The sequence below is a fragment of the Amorphoplanes friuliensis DSM 7358 genome, assembly GCF_000494755.1.
GTDB classification, from domain to species: domain Bacteria; phylum Actinomycetota; class Actinomycetes; order Mycobacteriales; family Micromonosporaceae; genus Actinoplanes; species Actinoplanes friuliensis.
The window spans coordinates 6,934,567-6,952,184 of sequence record NC_022657.1; the positions used below are offsets into that span (position 1 = coordinate 6,934,567).

Annotated in this window: 18 protein-coding genes; 13 read left to right on the top strand and 5 right to left on the bottom strand. The window is 69.9% G+C overall.

From position 1 onward, the window contains the following. Window positions 1–645, bottom strand: coding sequence for a hypothetical protein (locus AFR_RS32040; protein ID WP_023560973.1), 645 nt, complete (start codon window positions 643–645; stop codon window positions 1–3). 17 nt (window positions 646–662) lie between these two features. Between AFR_RS32040 and AFR_RS32045 the strand changes: the two genes are divergently transcribed. Further along, complete coding sequence (locus AFR_RS32045; RefSeq protein ID WP_041841298.1) at window positions 663–842, top strand: hypothetical protein; 180 nt, start codon at window positions 663–665, stop codon at window positions 840–842. Between the two features lie 3 nt (window positions 843–845). On the opposite strand, the gene AFR_RS32050 is transcribed toward AFR_RS32045, so the two are convergent. From AFR_RS32050 to AFR_RS32060, 3 genes are all read right to left on the bottom strand, one after another. Beyond that, window positions 846–1,886, bottom strand: a complete 1,041-nt coding sequence (locus AFR_RS32050) for an App1 family protein phosphatidate phosphatase (protein ID WP_023560975.1) — start codon at window positions 1,884–1,886, stop codon at window positions 846–848. Window positions 1,887–1,999: 113 nt separating this feature from the next. After that, window positions 2,000–2,668, bottom strand: a complete 669-nt coding sequence (locus AFR_RS32055; protein ID WP_148308124.1) for a hypothetical protein — start codon at window positions 2,666–2,668, stop codon at window positions 2,000–2,002. A 194-nt stretch (window positions 2,669–2,862) separates the two neighbouring features. Continuing rightward, window positions 2,863–3,210 carry a hypothetical protein gene (locus tag AFR_RS32060; RefSeq protein ID WP_023560977.1) on the bottom strand — a complete coding sequence of 116 codons (348 nt, stop codon included), beginning with the start codon at window positions 3,208–3,210 and terminating at the stop codon, window positions 2,863–2,865. A gap of 91 nt (window positions 3,211–3,301) precedes the next feature. Between AFR_RS32060 and AFR_RS32065 the strand changes: the two genes are divergently transcribed. From AFR_RS32065 to AFR_RS32100, 8 genes are all read left to right on the top strand, one after another. Continuing rightward, window positions 3,302–4,150, top strand: coding sequence for an NAD-dependent protein deacetylase (locus AFR_RS32065; protein WP_023560978.1), 849 nt, complete (start codon window positions 3,302–3,304; stop codon window positions 4,148–4,150). A gap of 183 nt (window positions 4,151–4,333) precedes the next feature. Continuing rightward, window positions 4,334–5,356: a LacI family DNA-binding transcriptional regulator gene (locus tag AFR_RS32070; protein ID WP_023560979.1), complete on the top strand. Its 1,023-nt coding sequence runs from the start codon at window positions 4,334–4,336 to the stop codon at window positions 5,354–5,356. Window positions 5,357–5,475: 119 nt separating this feature from the next. Continuing rightward, window positions 5,476–7,161, top strand: a complete 1,686-nt coding sequence (locus AFR_RS32075) for an ABC transporter substrate-binding protein (RefSeq protein WP_023560980.1) — start codon at window positions 5,476–5,478, stop codon at window positions 7,159–7,161. 80 nt (window positions 7,162–7,241) lie between these two features. Further along, a complete protein-coding gene (locus tag AFR_RS32080) occupies window positions 7,242–8,375 on the top strand; it encodes an ABC transporter ATP-binding protein (protein ID WP_023560981.1) in 1,134 nt (377 codons plus the stop codon). Further along, window positions 8,372–9,352 (top strand): ABC transporter permease, encoded by a 981-nt coding sequence (locus AFR_RS32085; RefSeq protein ID WP_023560982.1) that lies wholly within the window; start codon window positions 8,372–8,374, stop codon window positions 9,350–9,352. Before AFR_RS32080 ends, AFR_RS32085 begins: the two co-directional genes overlap by 4 nt. Before the next feature lie 3 nt (window positions 9,353–9,355). Further along, a complete protein-coding gene (locus AFR_RS32090) occupies window positions 9,356–10,441 on the top strand; it encodes an ABC transporter permease (protein WP_023560983.1) in 1,086 nt (361 codons plus the stop codon). Continuing rightward, window positions 10,438–11,445 carry an ABC transporter ATP-binding protein gene (locus AFR_RS32095; protein ID WP_023560984.1) on the top strand — a complete coding sequence of 336 codons (1,008 nt, stop codon included), beginning with the start codon at window positions 10,438–10,440 and terminating at the stop codon, window positions 11,443–11,445. The genes AFR_RS32090 and AFR_RS32095 overlap by 4 nt, the downstream gene beginning before the upstream one ends. 73 nt (window positions 11,446–11,518) lie before the next feature. Further along, complete coding sequence (locus tag AFR_RS32100; RefSeq protein WP_023560985.1) at window positions 11,519–12,922, top strand: GH1 family beta-glucosidase; 1,404 nt, start codon at window positions 11,519–11,521, stop codon at window positions 12,920–12,922. A 63-nt stretch (window positions 12,923–12,985) separates the two neighbouring features. On the opposite strand, the gene AFR_RS32105 is transcribed toward AFR_RS32100, so the two are convergent. Then, window positions 12,986–14,245 carry an ROK family protein gene (locus AFR_RS32105; RefSeq protein ID WP_041841300.1) on the bottom strand — a complete coding sequence of 420 codons (1,260 nt, stop codon included), beginning with the start codon at window positions 14,243–14,245 and terminating at the stop codon, window positions 12,986–12,988. A gap of 125 nt (window positions 14,246–14,370) precedes the next feature. On the opposite strand from AFR_RS32105, the gene AFR_RS32110 reads away from it, so the two are divergent. From AFR_RS32110 to AFR_RS32125, 4 genes are all read left to right on the top strand, one after another. Continuing rightward, window positions 14,371–15,204 (top strand): class I SAM-dependent methyltransferase, encoded by an 834-nt coding sequence (locus AFR_RS32110; RefSeq protein WP_023560987.1) that lies wholly within the window; start codon window positions 14,371–14,373, stop codon window positions 15,202–15,204. Between the two features lie 56 nt (window positions 15,205–15,260). Continuing rightward, window positions 15,261–15,470, top strand: coding sequence for a hypothetical protein (locus AFR_RS32115; RefSeq protein WP_023560988.1), 210 nt, complete (start codon window positions 15,261–15,263; stop codon window positions 15,468–15,470). A 143-nt stretch (window positions 15,471–15,613) separates the two neighbouring features. Further along, complete coding sequence (locus tag AFR_RS44170; protein ID WP_023560989.1) at window positions 15,614–17,125, top strand: GGDEF domain-containing protein; 1,512 nt, start codon at window positions 15,614–15,616, stop codon at window positions 17,123–17,125. Between the two features lie 18 nt (window positions 17,126–17,143). Beyond that, on the top strand, window positions 17,144–17,563 hold the full coding sequence (locus AFR_RS32125) for a MarR family winged helix-turn-helix transcriptional regulator (protein WP_052359523.1): 420 nt from the start codon (window positions 17,144–17,146) through the stop codon (window positions 17,561–17,563). Window positions 17,564–17,618: the final 55 nt, after the last annotated feature.

Below are 17,618 nucleotides of genomic sequence, written 5' to 3' on the forward strand. Positions count from 1 at the left end.
CTAGGTCGTGCGGACTGCGATCTCCGCGCCGAGGCTGTAGCCGTCGGTCAGCTCCAGGGTGTCGCCGCTCCAGAAACGGCCCGGGTCGTACCAGCTGGGCTGCTTCCCCCGCGGCAGCAGCCCCATGTCTTCGTAGGTCACGGCGACGACCTCGGCGCAGTACGCCGTCTCGAGGTCGGCGTCGGCTTCCGCCTTCTCCTGCCAGGGGAGGCGGATCTGCGGGACCCGGCCGCGGGCCCAGCGCCAGGCGAGCTGCGCGCTGGACGGGAACGGTGTGCCGTCCAGCCGGGCGACCGTCTTGAGCGCCTTGTCCTCCATGGCGGCGGTGGCGGGCGGTTCCAGCTGCCGGAGCCAGCCGCGCTGGCCGTACCGCTTGGCCCAGACGGTGACCGCGTCGCGCAGGTCGTGGAGCTGGACGCCGCGCTGGAACGTGCCCGACCACAGGTCGGGCAGCGACTTGCCCAGCTCGGCGTGCCACATGAGCGGCGGCATGTCCTCGATCACGAGCGACATGCCGACGTGGTTGACCGGGCTGTTGGTCATCGTCTGGATGGCACGATCCGGTCCTGAGCGGCCCCGGAAGATCCAGATGTCACCCGTACGCGTGAGATCGATGGCCTCGTCGAGGCTGATGTCGGCAACCACTTGTCTATCCTCAGCAGATGCGTTGGTGGAAGGTAGCGGGATTGGCCGGGCTGGCAGGAGTCGCCGCCACGGGTGCGGTGCTGGCGCGTTCGGAGCGTAAGCGACGGGCGTACACGCCGGACGAGATCCGGGGGCGATTGCACGCCCGGGTCGCGGAGGCGGCGGACGAGGCGCCCGCCACCACCGGTGAGGACTGACCCTCAGACGACATCGGTGTCCTTGAGCAGGGAATACAGGCCTGCGCCGTCGGGAGCCGCAAACCACGTCTTGCCCCCGGAGCCGACCGCCTCCGGGGTGCCCGACGGCCCGGGGACGGCGCCGGCGAGCACGGCCTGCGTCGGCGAGAGCCGGCGGATGGCGACCGCGGCGACACTCTCCGGGTGGGTGTGCGCAAACTCGGAGTAGATCTCCTGGTCGTGCTGGCCGTCGTCACCGATGAGCAGCCACTTGATGTCGGGGAACTCCGCCGAGAGCCGCCGCAGGGTGTTGCGCTTGTGCTCCTGACCGCTGCGGAACCAGCGGTCCGGGGTCGGGCCCCAGTCGGTGAGCAGCAGCGGACCGGCCGGGTAGAGGTGCCGGGAGAGAAAGCGGGTCAGCGTCGGCGCGACGTTCCACGCGCCGGTGGAGAGGTAGAAGACGGGCGCGCCGGGGTTGGCGGTCACCAGGCGCTCGTAGAGCACGGCCATGCCGGGAACGGCCATGCGGGCGTGCTCGTCGAGGACAAACGTGTTCCACGCGGCGAGCAGCGGCCGTGGCAGCGCGGTCACCATGATCGTGTCGTCGATGTCGGACACGACACCGAACTTCATGGCCGGGTCGACCACGCGGATCGGGGCCTCGACCGGCTCGGCGCCGTCGGTGGTCAGCCGCACCTTCGCCCAGCCGGGCTCGAGATCACCCTTGACCCGGGTGTCGACATACCCGCTGCGGTCCGTCCGGGTCTCGTGGATCTGGTCGCCGACCTGGATCTGGACGGGCGCGTTGTTCACCGGCGACGTGGTGAAGCTGCGCCAGCCGCGCGTCTTCTCCAGCCGCCGGACGGCCTGGCTGCGCCGGGTGAGCACGACGCGGGCCATGACGCGGGCCCAGCCGGGTGCGCCGTAACCCGTGTACGCGGTGATCACCGGCTCCCAGCCGCGGTTCCGCAGCCGTCGCTCGATCACCTCGTGCACGGCGTCCTCGATGCGCGCGGCCCGGTGCAGGCGCACGACGCTCGGTCGACCCGCCGGGGTCAAGGACACTTCGGCCTCCTGCCGTCTGTCATCAGCGACCCTGTGACGGTACCTGGCCTGCCTGTGTTCCGCGCCGCAACGCCCGGGCCGCGGCGATGCCGGTCCACAGAGGACAGAGCGGCTCAGTGCACCGCAAGACGCGCCTTGGCCGGCCGCACCGAGGTCCACTGCTCCTCGTAGTGCACGTCGCGCCCGGCGCGGGCACGCACCTGCAGGGCCTCCGCCCGAAGACTACGCACCGTGGCGGCTGCCCGCTCGGCATCCTGCCAGGCCTGCCGCTCCCGGCCGGTCGCCGCCTGGTAGTCGGCGAACCGGTGCTCGCGGACGGCGGCACGCAGGGCGGCCTCCTGGGCGACCGGATGCCGGCGCGGGTTCCAGCCGCCGCGATGCGCCAGCACCTCGTTGAGCTGGGCGATCGACAACTCCCGGCGGCGGCAGTAGGCCGTCGCCGAGCGGTGCAGGTGGCGCTCCCGGTCGGCGAGCTCGGCCCGGGTGCGGCGCTGCTTGAAGACCGGGAAGGCGGCCGCGGCGGCATAGCGGCGGGCGTCACGGTCAGCGACGTCGAACGCCGCCCAGGCCGCGTCGACCTCCTCCTGGGCGCGGGTCCAGTCGGCGCGGCGGCGGCGGGCGATGGCGGCCGCCTGCTCAGCGGCCAGCGCGACCTGCTCGGCGTAGGGGTCCGCGGCCGGGAGGGCGGCGGCGCGGGACGGACGGCGGGGCACGGCGAGGATGGCCGTCGCGGCAGCGACGGCCAGCAGCACGATCATCCAGACGGTTGCAGCGGTTTCCACGATGAACACCGGCTTCTCTCAGGATCTCAGCGGTGGGTGACGGTCTCCGGGCCGCTCTCGGCGGCGGCCGGTGGCAGATCCGGATCCCGTACGCGCACAGGAGTGACGGAGCCACCGGAACGACGGGTCAGCGGGCTCTGCGGTGCTCGGAGCCACGGGCCGACGCCGTCGGATGCGGGAGTGGTGCGACGTGCTCAGATGCGCGGCGGTCCGCGCTCACCGTTCGCGTCGACGGTGGTGCCGTGCAGCCGTCCGGCCGCATCGGTGCAGATCTCGTCGTCGCCGCCGGCCTCGCCGAGGGCAGCGCCCGCGGAGGCATCGGGGGCGGTGACGTCCGGACTTCCGACCTCGACCCGGGCGGGTGCCACCGGCGTGTCGACCGTGGTCACGACCGTGAAGGCGGGCTCCTGAGGGGCGTCCACGGGTGTCCCGGCGAGGGCCGGGGCCGCAAAAGCCAGCGCGATCAGGGCCAGCCCGGTCAGAAATTGCAGCAGGCGGCGCCCGTCCCAGTGACGGGGGAGCAGGCGCACGACGACAGCCACCCGATCAAGATACCGTTCTCGGCCCGTCCGTGCACAGATAGTGGTGACTGCGTCCTTCGTCCCACTCCGGCGAGTGAGGGACCATGGGTGAGTGACACAGATCGAACAGCTCGTCGAGTGGACCGGCGACGGCGGCGTGGTGGTGCTCAGCGGGGCCGGCCTGTCCACCGAATCGGGCATCCCGGACTACCGTGGCCCGTCGGGCGCGGCCCGGCGCAGCGCCACGCCGATGACCTATCAGGCCTTCACCCGGGACCCCGTGGCCCGCCGGCGGTACTGGGCGCGCAGCCACCTCGGCTGGCGCACGATCGGCGACGCCCGGCCCAACGACGGGCACCGGGCGGTCGCGCGTCTTCAGGAGCTGGCCCGGGTCGACGGCATCATCACCCAGAACGTCGACGGGCTGCACCAGGCCGGCGGCGCGCACGGCGTGGTCGAGCTGCACGGCAACCTGTCCCGGATCACCTGTCTGGACTGCGGTGAGCTGACCGCCCGTGAGGAGCACTCCGAGCGCCTGGACGCGGCCAACGCCGGCTTTGCGGCCGCGGTGACCGCGGTCAACCCCGACGGTGACGTGGACATCGACGACGCCGAGCTGGACGGCTTCACGGTGGTCGACTGTCTCGCCTGCGGCGGCATGCTCAAGCCCGACGTCGTCTACTTCGGCGAGACGGTTCCGCCCGCCCGCGTGAGCCGCAGCTTCGAGCTCGTCGCCGGTGCGCGGACACTGCTGGTGCTGGGTTCGTCCCTGACGGTCATGTCGGGGCGGCGCTTCGTCCTGCGTGCGGCCAAGGACGGCATCCGCGTGGCGATCGTCAACCAGGGCGTCACGCGCGGCGAGCCGTACGCCGGTCTGATCGTCGATGCCGCACTGGGTGAGGTGCTGCCCGAACTGGTGCGCCGGATCGAGGGCGCGGGGCGGTTTGCACCGCTTGGATGACCGTTGCGAACCTTGTAAACGAGCGAGCATCCCCTTGGTTATCGTCTCGAAACCTAAATAAAGCTTCCGACTCGTTGACGTGAGCCGGGTCACCAGAGTTAACTGCCGGAACCGCTCCCGAAACCGGTTCCGAAACTGCGGTGACACCATCCGGACACGTTCGCGGTAACAGTCGGAGGACACGTGCCAATCACCATCGCCGATGTGGCGGCCCGGGCAAAGGTCAGCAAGACCACTGTCTCCCGGGTGCTCAACGGCAAGGGTGAACTGGACGAGTCGACCGCCGCCCGGGTCCGCAAGGTCATCGAGGAAATGGGCTACGTGCCCAGCTCACGGGCGGTCGGCCTGGCCCGTGGCCGCACCCGCGTGGTCGGCATGCTGGTCCCCTCGCTCACCTGGCCGTGGATCGGCGACGTCCTGCAGGGCGCCGTCGACGTCCTCGAGACCGAGCGGTACGGCCTGCTGCTGTTCACCTGCAACCGCGGCGAGGAGTCCATGCGCCAGTTCGGCGCCCAGGTCTCCGCCAAGAGCTTCGACGGCCTGCTGGTGATCGAGCCGGAAGGCACCCTCGACTACATCGCCACCCTGCACGCCCGCGGGCTGCCGGTGGTGCTCATCGACGACCGCGACGTGCAGCCGGTGCAGATCCCGAGCGTCGGCACCACCAACCACACCGGCGCCGGCGCGGCCGCCCGGCACCTGCTCGAGATCGGGCGGCACAAGCCGCTCGTCATCGCGGGGCCGGAGCGCTTCGGCTGCACCGCCCAGCGGCTCGACGGGTTCGCCGCCGTCTACGCCGAGGCCGGCCACCCCGTCACCGCGGACCGCGTGCTGCCGGGCGACTTCACCATCGCCTGCGGCTTCGAGGCTGTCCAGTCCGCGTACGAGGCGGGCCTGGAGTTCGACGCGATCTTCGCGCACAACGATCTCTCCGCCACCGGCGCGATGCAGGCCGTGCTCGACAGCGGCCGGCGCATCCCGCAGGACGTCGCGGTGGTGGGCTTCGACGACATTCCCATGGCGGCGCACACCCAGCCGCCGCTGACCACCGTGCACCAACCGCTGCGGGAGATGGGCGAGGCCGCGGCACGCACGCTGCTCGCCCACTTCGAGGGCTCACCCCTGCCCAACCGCCCGACCGTCATTCCCGCCACCTTCACCGCCCGCGGCTCGACCGGCGCGGGCCCCTATGCCGAACCTTCGTAACACGTACCTCGCAAGTCCCCCGGAATAGCACCTACAGCCGTTGCTCCGGCACCGGCGCACCCGCCCTTCCTCGGGGCACCCCTCTCACCCGAATCCGTAACACCTGAGGAGAATTAGAGATGCAGAGAAGGAAACTGTTCGCGGTCGCCCTGGCGGGCGTGCTCGCCTCGGGCGGACTCGCTGCTTGCAGCGGCGACTCCCCCAACGCGGGCAACAAGAACGCTTCCGGTGGTGCCACGTTCCTGACCGTGGGCATGCCGAACGGTCCGCAGACCGAGAACCACAACCCGTTCCTCGGCACGTCGGCGGGTGCCTCGCTCGGCTACCGCTGGATGCTCTACGAGCCGCTGATGATGTGGAACCCGGTGAAGCCGGCCGACCCGTCGAAGCCGTGGCTCGCCACCGGCGCCGAGTGGTCGCCGGACTTCAAGAAGGTCACCATCACGGTCCGCGACAACGCCACCTGGTCCGACGGCCAGAAGCTCACCGCGGAGGACGTGGCCTACACGTTCAACCTGATCAAGACCAACGAGGCGCTGAACTCCGCCGCCACGCCGTACGGCGAGATCACCGCCAGCGGCAGCACGGTGACGGTCACGTTCACCAACTCGATGTTCGTCTACAAGGACAAGTGGCTGGGCCAGACCCCGATCGTGCCGAAGCACATCTGGGAAGGCATCAAGGACCCCGCCACCGACGCCAACAAGACGCCGGTCGGCTCGGGCCCGTACACCCTGAAGTCCTTCACCCCGCAGACCACCACGCTGTCGGTCCGCACCGAGGGCTACTGGCAGGACCTGCCGCAGGTGAAGGAGCTGCGCTACACGTCGTACACCGACAACAACGCGCAGACCACCGCCCTGTCGGACGGCTCCGCCGAGTGGTCCTTCGTCTTCATCCCGAACTACAAGACGGTTTTCATCGACAAGGACCCGGCGCACTACAAGGTCTGGGCCCCGCCGGTGCTCGGCATCCACGGCCTCTACATCAACACCACCAAGGCGCCGTTCGACAACGTGGCCCTGCGCAAGGCGATGAGCATGGTCGTCAACCGCGAGGACATCTTCAACCAGGCCGAGGCCGGCTACTTCCACCCGCTGGTGACCAGCGTGACGGGTCTCCCGTCGCCCGCCGGTGACGCGTTCGTCGCGGAGGAGTACAAGGGCAAGAACCAGACCGTCGACGTCGAGGGCGCCAAGAAGGTCCTCGCCGACGCCGGGTTCAAGCTCAACGGCACCACGCTGAACGACCCGAGCGGCAAGCCGGTGAAGATCACCCTGACCGACCCGAGCGGCTGGTCCGACTACCAGACCTCGCTCGAGATCGTGAAGGACAACTTCGCGCAGATCGGCATCGCCGCCACCGTCGACAAGGCGAACCAGGACGCCTGGTTCCGCAACGTCGAGGAGGGCAAGTTCGACGCCACCTTCCGCTGGACCAACGGTGGCTCGACGCCTTACGACATCTACCAGACCATCATGGACGGCAAGGTGCTGAAGAAGATCGGCACCGCCTCCCCGGGTGGCAACTTCGGCCGCTTCAACAGCCCCGAGGCCACCACGGCCCTGGCGGCGTACGCGAACGCCACGGATGACGCAGCCCGCAAGACCGCGATGAACACGATCCAGAAGATCTTCGTGGAGCAGGTTCCGATGATCCCGGTCGGCGCGGACAACATCGGTATGGCGTACAGCACCAAGAACTGGGTCGGCTGGCCCGACGACACCAACACCTACGGCGCCGGTCAGCCCACGCAGGCCAACGCCCTGGACGTCGTCCTGCACCTCAAGCCCGCCAACTCCTGATCCGCACCGCCGCCCCCGGGACCTGTGTCCCGGGGGCGGCACCGCGGCAGTTCCGACACCCCCTGCGAAGGAACTCGGCAATGACGTTGAGCCAAGAGGCCGAGGCGCCGGCCAACGAGGTGGTGCTTGAGGCGATCGGCCTGACCAAGCACTTCCCCGTCCGCCGGCGGCTGCGCGACCTTTTCAACCGCACGCACGACGCCGTCCACGCGGTTGATGACGTACATCTCACGCTGCGGCGCGGCCGCGTGACCGCCCTGGTCGGCGAGTCCGGCTCCGGCAAATCCACCGTCGCCCGCCTGCTCGCGCAGCTCTACCCGCGCACCGCCGGCGACATCCAGCTCCACGGTCAGAGCACCAAGGTCCGGGGCGGCCGGCACTTCCGCCAGTACGCCGCCCGGGTCCAGATGATCTTCCAGGACCCGTTCGCGTCGCTGAACCCGGTGCACACCATCCGGTACCACCTGACACGGTCGCTGAAGATCCACCACAACGCGGGCAGCAACGCGGCGGAGCTCGAAGAGGCCCTGACCAACCTGCTCACCCGGGTCAGCCTGACCCCGCCGGAGCGTTACCTCGACAAGTTCCCGCACGAGCTCTCCGGTGGTCAGCGGCAGCGTGTCGCCATCGCCCGGGCGCTGGGCGCGGACCCCGAGGCCCTGCTCGCCGACGAGCCGGTGTCCATGCTGGACGTCTCGATCCGCCTCGGCGTGCTCAACCTCCTGCGGGACCTCAAGGAACGCCTCAACCTCGCCATCCTCTACATCACCCATGACATCGCCTCGGCCCGGTACTTCGCCGACGACACGATGGTGATGTACGCGGGCCGCATGGTCGAGGGCGGTGACAGCGAGACCGTCACCCAGACGCCGGCGCACCCGTACACCCGGCTGCTGATCGACTCGGCGCCGGACCCGGACCGCATCGCGAACATGCTCGGTGACCACGCCGACCGCGGTAACGGTGAGCCGCCCAGCCTGATCAAGCCGCCGAGCGGCTGCCGTTTCCACCCGCGCTGCCCGATGGCGATGCCGCGGTGCACGACGGACCTGCCGGTCCGGCTCGAGATCGGCGACAAGCCGGGGCACTGGGCCGCCTGCTGGCTCTACGACGAGGCCACCGTCGCGGCCGAGAAGCCCGGCTCCGCGGCGATCGATCACTCCCCCGAGGCCGTCACGGTCGCCGACCACGCGCACCCGGAGGAGGTCCGATGAAGTTCCTGGTCCAGCGGGTCCTGTTCTACCTCTTCACGGCGTGGGCCGCGATCACGATCAACTTCTTCATCCCCCGGATGATCCCCGGTGACCCGGTCAAGTCGCTGCTCGCCCGGTTCCAGGGGCAGATGAGCACCGACGCGATCGACTCGCTCTACGTGCTGTTCGGCCTGGACAAGAACGCCAGCGTGTGGAGCCAGTACATCGACTACTGGAAGCAGCTCTTCCAGGGCGACCTGGGCCTGTCCTTCACGGCCTTCCCGTCGCCGGTCTCCGAGGTCATCGGTGACGCTCTGCCGTGGACCGTGGCGCTGGTCGGCATCACGACCATCATCAGCTTCTTCATCGGCACCAGCCTCGGCGTGCTGGCCGGCTGGCGGCGCGGCTCGTGGATCGACGGCCTGCTGCCGGCGACCACGTTCCTCTCCTCGGTGCCGTACTTCTGGCTGGGCCTGCTGGCGATCTACCTGCTCGCCGGGCCGGACAGCTTCTTCCCGTCGTCGGGTGGTTACGACGGCGCCTACGTGCCGGCCTGGGACCAGTACTTCATCCCCAGCGCCATCCAGCACAGCCTGCTGCCCGCCCTGACGATTCTCATCTCGTCGGTGAGCGGCTGGATCCTGAGCATGCGCAACATGATGGTCACCGTCGCGGCGGAGGACTACATCACGGTCGCGCACGCCAAGGGCCTGTCGGACCGCCGGGTGGCGCTGAGTTACGCCGCCCGCAACGCCCTGCTGCCCAACGTCTCCGGCTTTGCGCTGTCGCTGGGCTTCATCGTCGGCGGCACCCTGCTGGTGGAGATCGTCTTCTCGTACCCCGGTCTGGGCTTCCTGCTCTTCCGGGCGGTCGGGGCCAAGGACTATCCGCTGATGCAGGGCATCTTCCTCGTCATCACCATCTCGGTGCTGGTGGCGAACCTGATCGCGGACATCGCGTACCTGCTGCTCGACCCGCGCACCCGCAAGGAGGGCTGACAGGTGACCATTCCCACCTCCAGCATCGACCAGGTCATCCCCGGCCAGGGCGCGATGGCCCAGCCCGAGCCGGCCAAGCCCAAGAAGGAGAAGCGCCGGCGGTTCCGGTTCGTCTCCAACCGCAAGGCCGCGACCGGCATCATCGTCCTGGGTATCTACCTGCTCTTCGCGATCATCGGTCCCTGGGTCGCTCCGTACGACCCGGACGCCCGCGGTGACCAGTTCGTGGCGCCGCCGTCGGCGGACCACTGGTTCGGCACCACCCACCTGGGCCAGGACATCTTCAGCCAGATCCTGGTCGGTACGCGGGCCGTCATGCTGGTCGGCCTGGCCGCCGGCGTGCTCGCCACGCTGCTGTCGGTGCTCATCGGTGTCACCGCCGGCTACCTCGGCGGCGGCTGGGACGACAGCCTCTCGGCGCTGTCCAACGTCTTCCTGGTGATCCCGGCGCTGCCGCTGATCATCATCGTGACGGCGGCGGTCCCGGGTGGTGGTGACACCCTGGTCGCCCTGATCATCGGCTTCACGTCGTGGGCCTGGGGCGCCCGGGTGCTGAGAGCCCAGACACTGTCGTTGCGCAGACGCGACTACATCGAGGCCTCCCGGGCCAACGGCGAGTCGACCTGGCGCATCGTGATCTTCGAGATCCTGCCCAACCTCACGGCGATCATCGCGTCCGGCTTCGTCGGCACGGTCATCTTCGCGGTCACCTCGGAGATCACCCTCGCGTTCATCGGCATCGGCTCGGTGTCCTCGTGGAACTGGGGCACGATCCTCTTCTGGGCGCAGAGCCAGCAGGCGCTGGCCCAGGGGGCGTGGTGGTGGTTCGTCCCGGCCGGTCTCGCGATCGCGTTCCTGGGCACCGCCCTCTCGCTGATCAACTTCGGTATCGACGAGTTCGTCAGCCCCCGCCTGCGCAGCATGGGCAAGACCAAGGTGAAGACCGCCTCGGGTCGTACCGTCCGGATGCGCGTCGGCTTCACCCCGGTCCTCGACAACTCGGCGGCGCCGCACACCCACGCCAGCCCGATCCCGGTCATCGGCGGCAAGCCGACCCCGGTGAACCGCAGCAAGGAGGCGGCACAGTGAGCGAGCCGGTTCTCGAGATCAAGAACCTGAACGTGGACTACGGACTGGGTGACCAGGCCGTGCACGCCGTCCGCGACGTCAACCTCACGCTGCACCGCGGTGAGGTGCTCGGCCTGGCCGGCGAGTCCGGCTCGGGCAAGTCCACCCTGGCGTACGGCCTCACCCGGCTGCTCGCCCCGCCGGGAGTGGTCAGCGGCGGGCAGGTCATCTACCACCCGGAGAAGGGCGACGCGTACGACGTCCTCGGGCTCAGCGACAAGGAACTGCAGGCGTTCCGCTGGGCCGAGACGGCGATCGTCTTCCAGGGCGCGATGAACTCCCTCAACCCCGTGCACAAGATCTCCACCCAGCTCACGGACGTCCTCGCGGCGCACGAGCCGCAGATGTCGTCGCACAGCCGCACCGCCCGGGCGCGGGAGATGCTCAAGCTGGTCGGCATCTCGCCGGACCGGATGGACGCCTACCCGCACCAGCTCTCCGGCGGCATGCGGCAGCGCGTGATGATCGGCATGGCGCTGATCCTGCAGCCGCAGGTCGTCATCATGGACGAGCCCACCACGGCGCTCGACGTGGTGATGCAGCGGCAGATCCTGGGTCAGCTCATCGAGTTGCGCGAGCGGCTCGGCTTCTCGGTCATCTTCATCACGCACGACCTGTCGCTGCTGGTGGAGTTCTCGAACCGCATCGCCATCATGTACGGCGGCCGGATCGTCGAGGAGGCGCAGGCGTCCACGCTCTACCGGGAGTCGCTGCACCCGTACAGTGCGGGTCTGCTCGGGTCGTTCCCCGCCCTGCGCGGGCCGCGCCGCGAGCTCACCGGCATCCCCGGATCACCGCCGGACCTCAAGGGCATGCCGACCGGCTGCTCGTTCCACCCGCGCTGCCCGAAGGCCTTCGACCCCTGCGCGGACAACATCCCGGTCCTCGGCAACCCGGACACCCCCGACGGGGCGACACGCACGGTCGCCTGCTGGCTGCACCCGGTCAAGCAGCCCGTCAGCTGAAACACCGACACCGACGGCCCCGGCCTTACCGCCGGGGCCGTCCTCGTACCCATCCCCGCTCCTCAGGAGAACCATGAACCCCACCGCCAGCTCTGCCTCCGGTCTGCTCCTGCCCACCGCCGCGCTGCCCCCGTCGTTCAAGTGGGGCGTTGCCACGTCCTCGTACCAGATCGAGGGCGCACCGGCCGAGGACGGCCGGACACCGTCCATCTGGGACACGTTCTGCCGTGTCCCCGGCGCCGTGGTGGGTGGCGACAACGGCGATGTCGCGTGCGACCACTACCACCGGATGCCGCAGGACGTCGCGCTGATCAAGAGTCTCGGTGTCGACACCTACCGCTTCTCGGTGGCGTGGCCGCGGGTGCAGCCCGGTGGCAAGGGCCCGGTCAACGAGGCCGGCCTGGCGTTCTACGACCGGCTGACCGACGAGCTGTTGTCCGCCGGCGTCGACCCGTGGGTGACGCTCTACCACTGGGATCTGCCGCAGGAGCTCGAGGACGCGGGCGGCTGGCCGAACCGCGACACCGCGTACCGTTTTGCCGACTACGCGATGCTGGTCTTCGACAAGCTCAGCGACCGGGTCGACAACTGGACGACGCTGAACGAGCCGTGGTGCTCGGCGTGGCTGGGCTACAACGTCGGCGTGCACGCCCCCGGGCGCAAGGACTTCGACGCCGCCATCGCGGCCGTGCACCACCTGCTGCTCGGTCACGGTCTCGCGACCCAGCGGATGAAGGCCGCGGCGACGCGGGAGATGAAGTTCGGCATCACCCTCAACATGGGTACGGCCGACCCCGCCACCGACACGCAGCTGGACCGGGACGCCGCCCGTCGCGCCGACGGCATGGGCCTGCGGATCTACCTCGACCCGCTGCGCAAGGGCGAGTACCCGGCCGACATGGTCGAGGACCTGGCCGCCCGCAACACGGCGTTCCCGGTGCAGGACGGCGACCTGGAGATCATCTCGACGCCGTTCGAGGTGCTCGGGGTGAACTTCTACTTCGGGCAGGACTTCAGCGGCACCGACGAGAACGGCAACACCGAGGACGCCGACGGTCACCCGGTCGTCCGCGGTGTCGAGCTCGACCGCCCGCGTACGGCGATGAACTGGCCGATCACGCCGGAGCGGTTCACCCAGCTGCTGGTCCGGCTGCACCGCGACTACCCGGGTCTGCCGATCGTCATCACGGAGAACGGCGCCGCGTTCGACGACACCGCCGACGCCTCCGGGTACGTCGCGGACGACGACCGCACGTCCTACCTCGCCGAGCACATCGCCGCGGTGGCGGCGGCGATCGAGCAGGGTGCCGACATCCAGGGCTACTTCGCGTGGTCGCTGATGGACAACTTCGAGTGGGCCGAGGGCTACGCGAAGCGGTTCGGCATCGTGCACGTCGACTACGACACCCAGGTGCGTACGCCGAAGCAGTCCGCACTCTGGTTCCGCGACACGATCAGCCGCGTCCGCGGTTCCTGATCGGGGGAGATGAACGGCCCGGCTCCGGCCGGGCCTTTCATCTGTCCGGGCCGGTGCTCGTTCTCAGTGACGGCCCCGGCTCATCGAGCGGCGGTGGGCGGCGCGCGACAGCGGCGCCGCCTGCCCCGACGTGACCGGCAGGCCGCCGTCGGCGAGCAGCCGAGCGATCGGCAGCGTGGCCGCCCCCATCGCCACGGCGTCGGGGCCGAGCTGGCAGAGATCGATCCGGGTCCGCGAGTACGGCTGCTTCAGGGCGTTTCGTGCGGCTGCGGCCCGAATGTCGGGAAGAAAGCGCTCTCCCAACGCCAAACCGGCCGGGCCACCGAGCACGATGCGCTCCGGGGAGAAGAGATTGACCAGCCCCGCGATGCCCGCACCCAGATAGCCGACGGTCTCGGCGATGATGTCGGCGGCCTCACCCTCCAGCGCGCCGTCGGCGGCCAGCATCCGGCTGAGCAGTTTCGGCTCCGGCTGCTGCCCGGTCGCCGCGGCAAGCCGGGCGATGACCTTCTCCGCGCCGATGTACGCCTCGAGGCACCCCCGGGCACCGCACCGGCAGACGTCCCCGTCGTACACCAGGGTGGTGTGGCCCCACTCCCCCGCGTTGCTGAACGCGCCGCGGTAGCTGCGCCCGTCCATCACGACGGCCGCACCGACGCCGGTCCCGACCATGACTATCACCGCGTGCCGGGCGCCCCGGCCCGCGCCGAACCACATCTCGGCCTGGCCGACGGTCTTCGCACCGTTCTCCACGAAGATCTGCACGTCGGTGCCGGCCGCGAGCATGTCGCCCAGCGGAACGGCGTCCCAGCCGGTCGTCTGCGAGTGGACCACCGGCGAGCCGCCGGTCTGATCCACGACCCCGGCGACACCGACGCCGTAACCGAGCACCTCCGAGCGGGCGATGCCGGCCTCGGCGACAACCGAGTCGAGACCCTCGAGCAGCTTTGCCGCCGCCACCTCCGGGTCGGGGCCGCCGGTGCCGAGCGAATACTGCGCGACACCCAGACGCGACATGGCCAGGTCGTACAGCTCCACCAGGACCCGTGTCTCACCGACGTCGGCGCCCACGACGTAGCCGTACCCGGGGGCGACGCGCAGGAGCGCGCGGGGCCGCCCGCCGTCCGAACCGACCAGGCCGGCCTCCTCGACCAGACCCTCGTCGATCATCTCGCCGATCAGGTTGCTCACGCTCGCCTGGCTCAGCGCCGTCGTGTCACCGAGCTGTTGCCGGCTCTGCCGGCCGCCGTGGAACAGGTCCGTGAGCAGGCTGGCCCGGTTCGCGCGGCGGACATCCCGCACCGTCGTACGCCTGGTCTCCAACCTCTACCACCTTCACATTCAGCCCTGTCGACCTGCCATCTAACGCTATGCCACTGACATCATGTGGCACGGGCGGCACGGAAACCACCACGCGGACCGGCCCGGAGCTGCGATAGCGTCGCGCCGTGACCGACTATCGCGACCTCAACCGGGCCAATTGGGACGAGCGGGCGCGGGCCCACGCCGCGTCCGCCGACTACCGGGTGACCGATTTTGCCGCCGACCCCGAGCACCTGAGCGACGTGGTCCGCTTCGACCTCCCGCTGCTCGGCGACGTCAAGGGCCTGCGCGGCGTGCACCTGCAGTGCCACATCGGCACCGACACGGTCTCACTGGCCCGCCTCGGCGCCACCATGACCGGCGTCGACTTCTCCTCCGCCTCGCTGGCCGAGGCACGCCGCATCTCAGGGCTCGCGGGCAACCCGGTCGAGTTCGTCGAGTCCGAGCTCTACAGCGCCGCCGACAAGCTGGGCCGCGGCGGCTTCGACCTCGTCTACACCGGGATCGGCGCGCTGTGCTGGCTGCCCGACATCCGGGGGTGGGCGCGGGTCGTCGCCGACCTGCTGCGCCCCGGCGGCCGCCTCTTCCTCCGCGAGGGCCACCCGATCCTGTGGGCGCTCGCCGACCCGCTGCCCGCCGGCGGGACGCTCGCGCTCGACTACTCCTACTTCGAGCAGGCGGAGCCGCAGATCTGGAACGAGGGCGGCACCTACGTCGAGACCGACGCCGTTTTCACCCACAACACCACCCACGAGTGGAACCACGGCCTCGGCGAGATCGTGACCGCCCTGCTCGACGCCGGTCTGAGCGTGACCGGGCTCGTCGAGCACACCTCGGTGCCGTGGGAGGCGCTCCGGGGTCACATGCACCAGTTGGACAACGGCGAATGGCAGCTCACGGACCGCCCGGAACGGCTTCCGCACTCGTACACGCTGCAGGCGGTCCGCAACGCCGTTTAAAGATCGAAGCATTTGGGGTATCTCGCGGCCAGTCCCCCCACGACATAGGAGCCCCGATGCGCGCAGGATCAATCGGCGGAGTCATCGTCATCATCTGGCTCGTCCTCGGCGCCGTCGCCGCGTTCGAGCGTGGTTACTTCAAGGACACCGGCGACGCCAGCTGTGCCGAGGCCGGCACGGTCGTCGTCACGGTGGTCGCCGGCCCGCTCAACTGGCTGGGCGTCAACCCGAAAATCACCTGCGACATCCCGGAGCCGTCGAAGTAGATCGCAGTGGATGGGTTACCCCCTATCCTGGCTCAGTGCTCTTCGTCGCAGGACGCCGTCGTTCGCTTGAGAACGGCGGCGTCCCGCCGATGGTGCCTGTGTCTCCTGCCCGGGAGGCGGTGGAGCGACCACAGGCAGGCGTGATGAGACAGATCCTGACCGGCTTACGCCGTGATCGACTGCTGCTCGCCCTGTGTGCCACGACCGCCGGCCTCGTTCTCTGGTACGCGACAGCACCCGCGAGCCGCACCGCCCAGGTCGTGACCGCCTGGGTTTTTGTTGCGGCAGTGCACATCTGCCTCATCGGGATCACCCGCTCCTTCACACGTACGCCCGGACTGCCCGCCGTCGCCCGGAGGTTCTGGCGTGCCGTCCTCGCCGGCGCGATCGTCTACCTCATCGGCGACCTGGCGCAGATCGTCGAAGCGGCCTCCCACCCGGCCCTCGCCACCGCCGCGACCGGCGGCAAGATCCAGGTGGCCACCCTCTCGGCCGGCAGCGCCTGGCTGATGATCACGCTGCTCACCGCACCGCTCGGACTCACCACCCGCCGCGAACGCCTCCGCTTCTGGCTGGACGTCGCGACGGTCATGGTCGCGGCCGTGGTCGTCGGCTGGTCCCTGATCGTCCCCGACCACCCGGCCGCCCTGCTCGACGCCGCCGCGCCGGTGCTGATGGGCCCGGTCGTCCTGCTCCTCTGCGTGTTCGTCGTCGTGAAGCTGACGATGTCCGGCACCACACTCTTCACCCGCTCCTGCGCCCTGATCGGCACCGCCGCGGCGGCGCTCAAGTCCGGCGCGGACGGCCTCGGCCCCGAGCAGCTGCACTGGTTCCTGGCCCTGACGATCACCGCGCACGCGATGCTGACGATCGCGGTCCGCATCACGCATCTCCAGGTGCTCCACAACCCGTCGGCTCTGGAGACCCGCCGTCGCCGGCGTCCGTACAGCCCGCTGCCGTACGGCGCGATCGTCGTCACGTACGGCCTGCTGACCGTGGCGATCTGGCGACAGGAGACGGCCACCATCCCGATCGCCCTCGCCGGCGCCGCGATCAGCACGTTGCTGGTCGTGCTCCGCCAGCTCGACGCGTTCCGGGAGAACGCTCTGCTGCTGAGCCGGTTGCACCAGTCGCTGGAGCAACGCGACACCCTCGCGGCCCGCCTCCAGCACCAGGCTTTCCACGACGGCCTCACCGGCCTGCCGAACCGTCAGCTCTACTCCCAGCGGCTGGACGCGGCGCTGGCGGCGGACGGTCCCGTGGTCGTCATGCTGATCGACCTCGACGACTTCAAGCCGGTCAACGACGCGTACGGCCACGCCGCCGGCGACGCGCTCCTCAAAGTGATCGCCGACCGCATGCGCGCCTGCGTCCGCGAAACCGACACGGTCGCCCGCATCGGCGGCGACGAGTTCGCGGTCCTGCTGTCATCCCTGCCCGGCGGTGACCCGTTGGAGATCGCCGCCCGCATCGTCCGCGAGGTCGAAGCCCCGGTCCCCGTCGACGGAGGGGTAGCCCAGGTCGGCGCCAGCGTCGGCATCGCCTTCGCCCGCCCGGACCTCCACGACGCCGAGGCCCTCCTCCGCGAAGCCGACCACGCGATGTACGCGGTCAAGCGCGACGGCAAGGGCTCGTACGCCGTATCGCCGGGCTGATCCCGTAACTTGGGGGTCATGCCAGCGGATGCCCGGGACGACGTGAGCCTGTGGCTGTTCTGGAAACGTACCGGTGAAATGGTCCGCAGCAACGTGGTCGCCGAGGTGACCGCGGGCAGCGGGCTGTCGGAGCCCGAGCTCACCGTGCTGGTCCAGGTCAACGAGGCCGGCGGCCGGCTGCGCCAGAATTCTCTCGCCGCGGCGACCGGCTGGGACCGCGGCCGCCTGTCCCACCTGCTCACCCGGATGGAGTCACGCGGGTACGTGTCCCGCGAGCGCCTCCGCAACGGCGTGGAGATCGTCATGCTCGCGCCCGGGCAGGACGTCATCACCGCCGCCCAGCCTCACCTGGCCGCAGCGGTCGACCGGCACCTGACGGGAAAGCTCACCCCCGCCCAGCGCGAGGCTCTGCGGGAGATCCTGACGCACCTCTGTTGACATTTCAACACCTTGCCAGCACTGTTGAAATGTCAACACTGCTGCCGAGGAGACA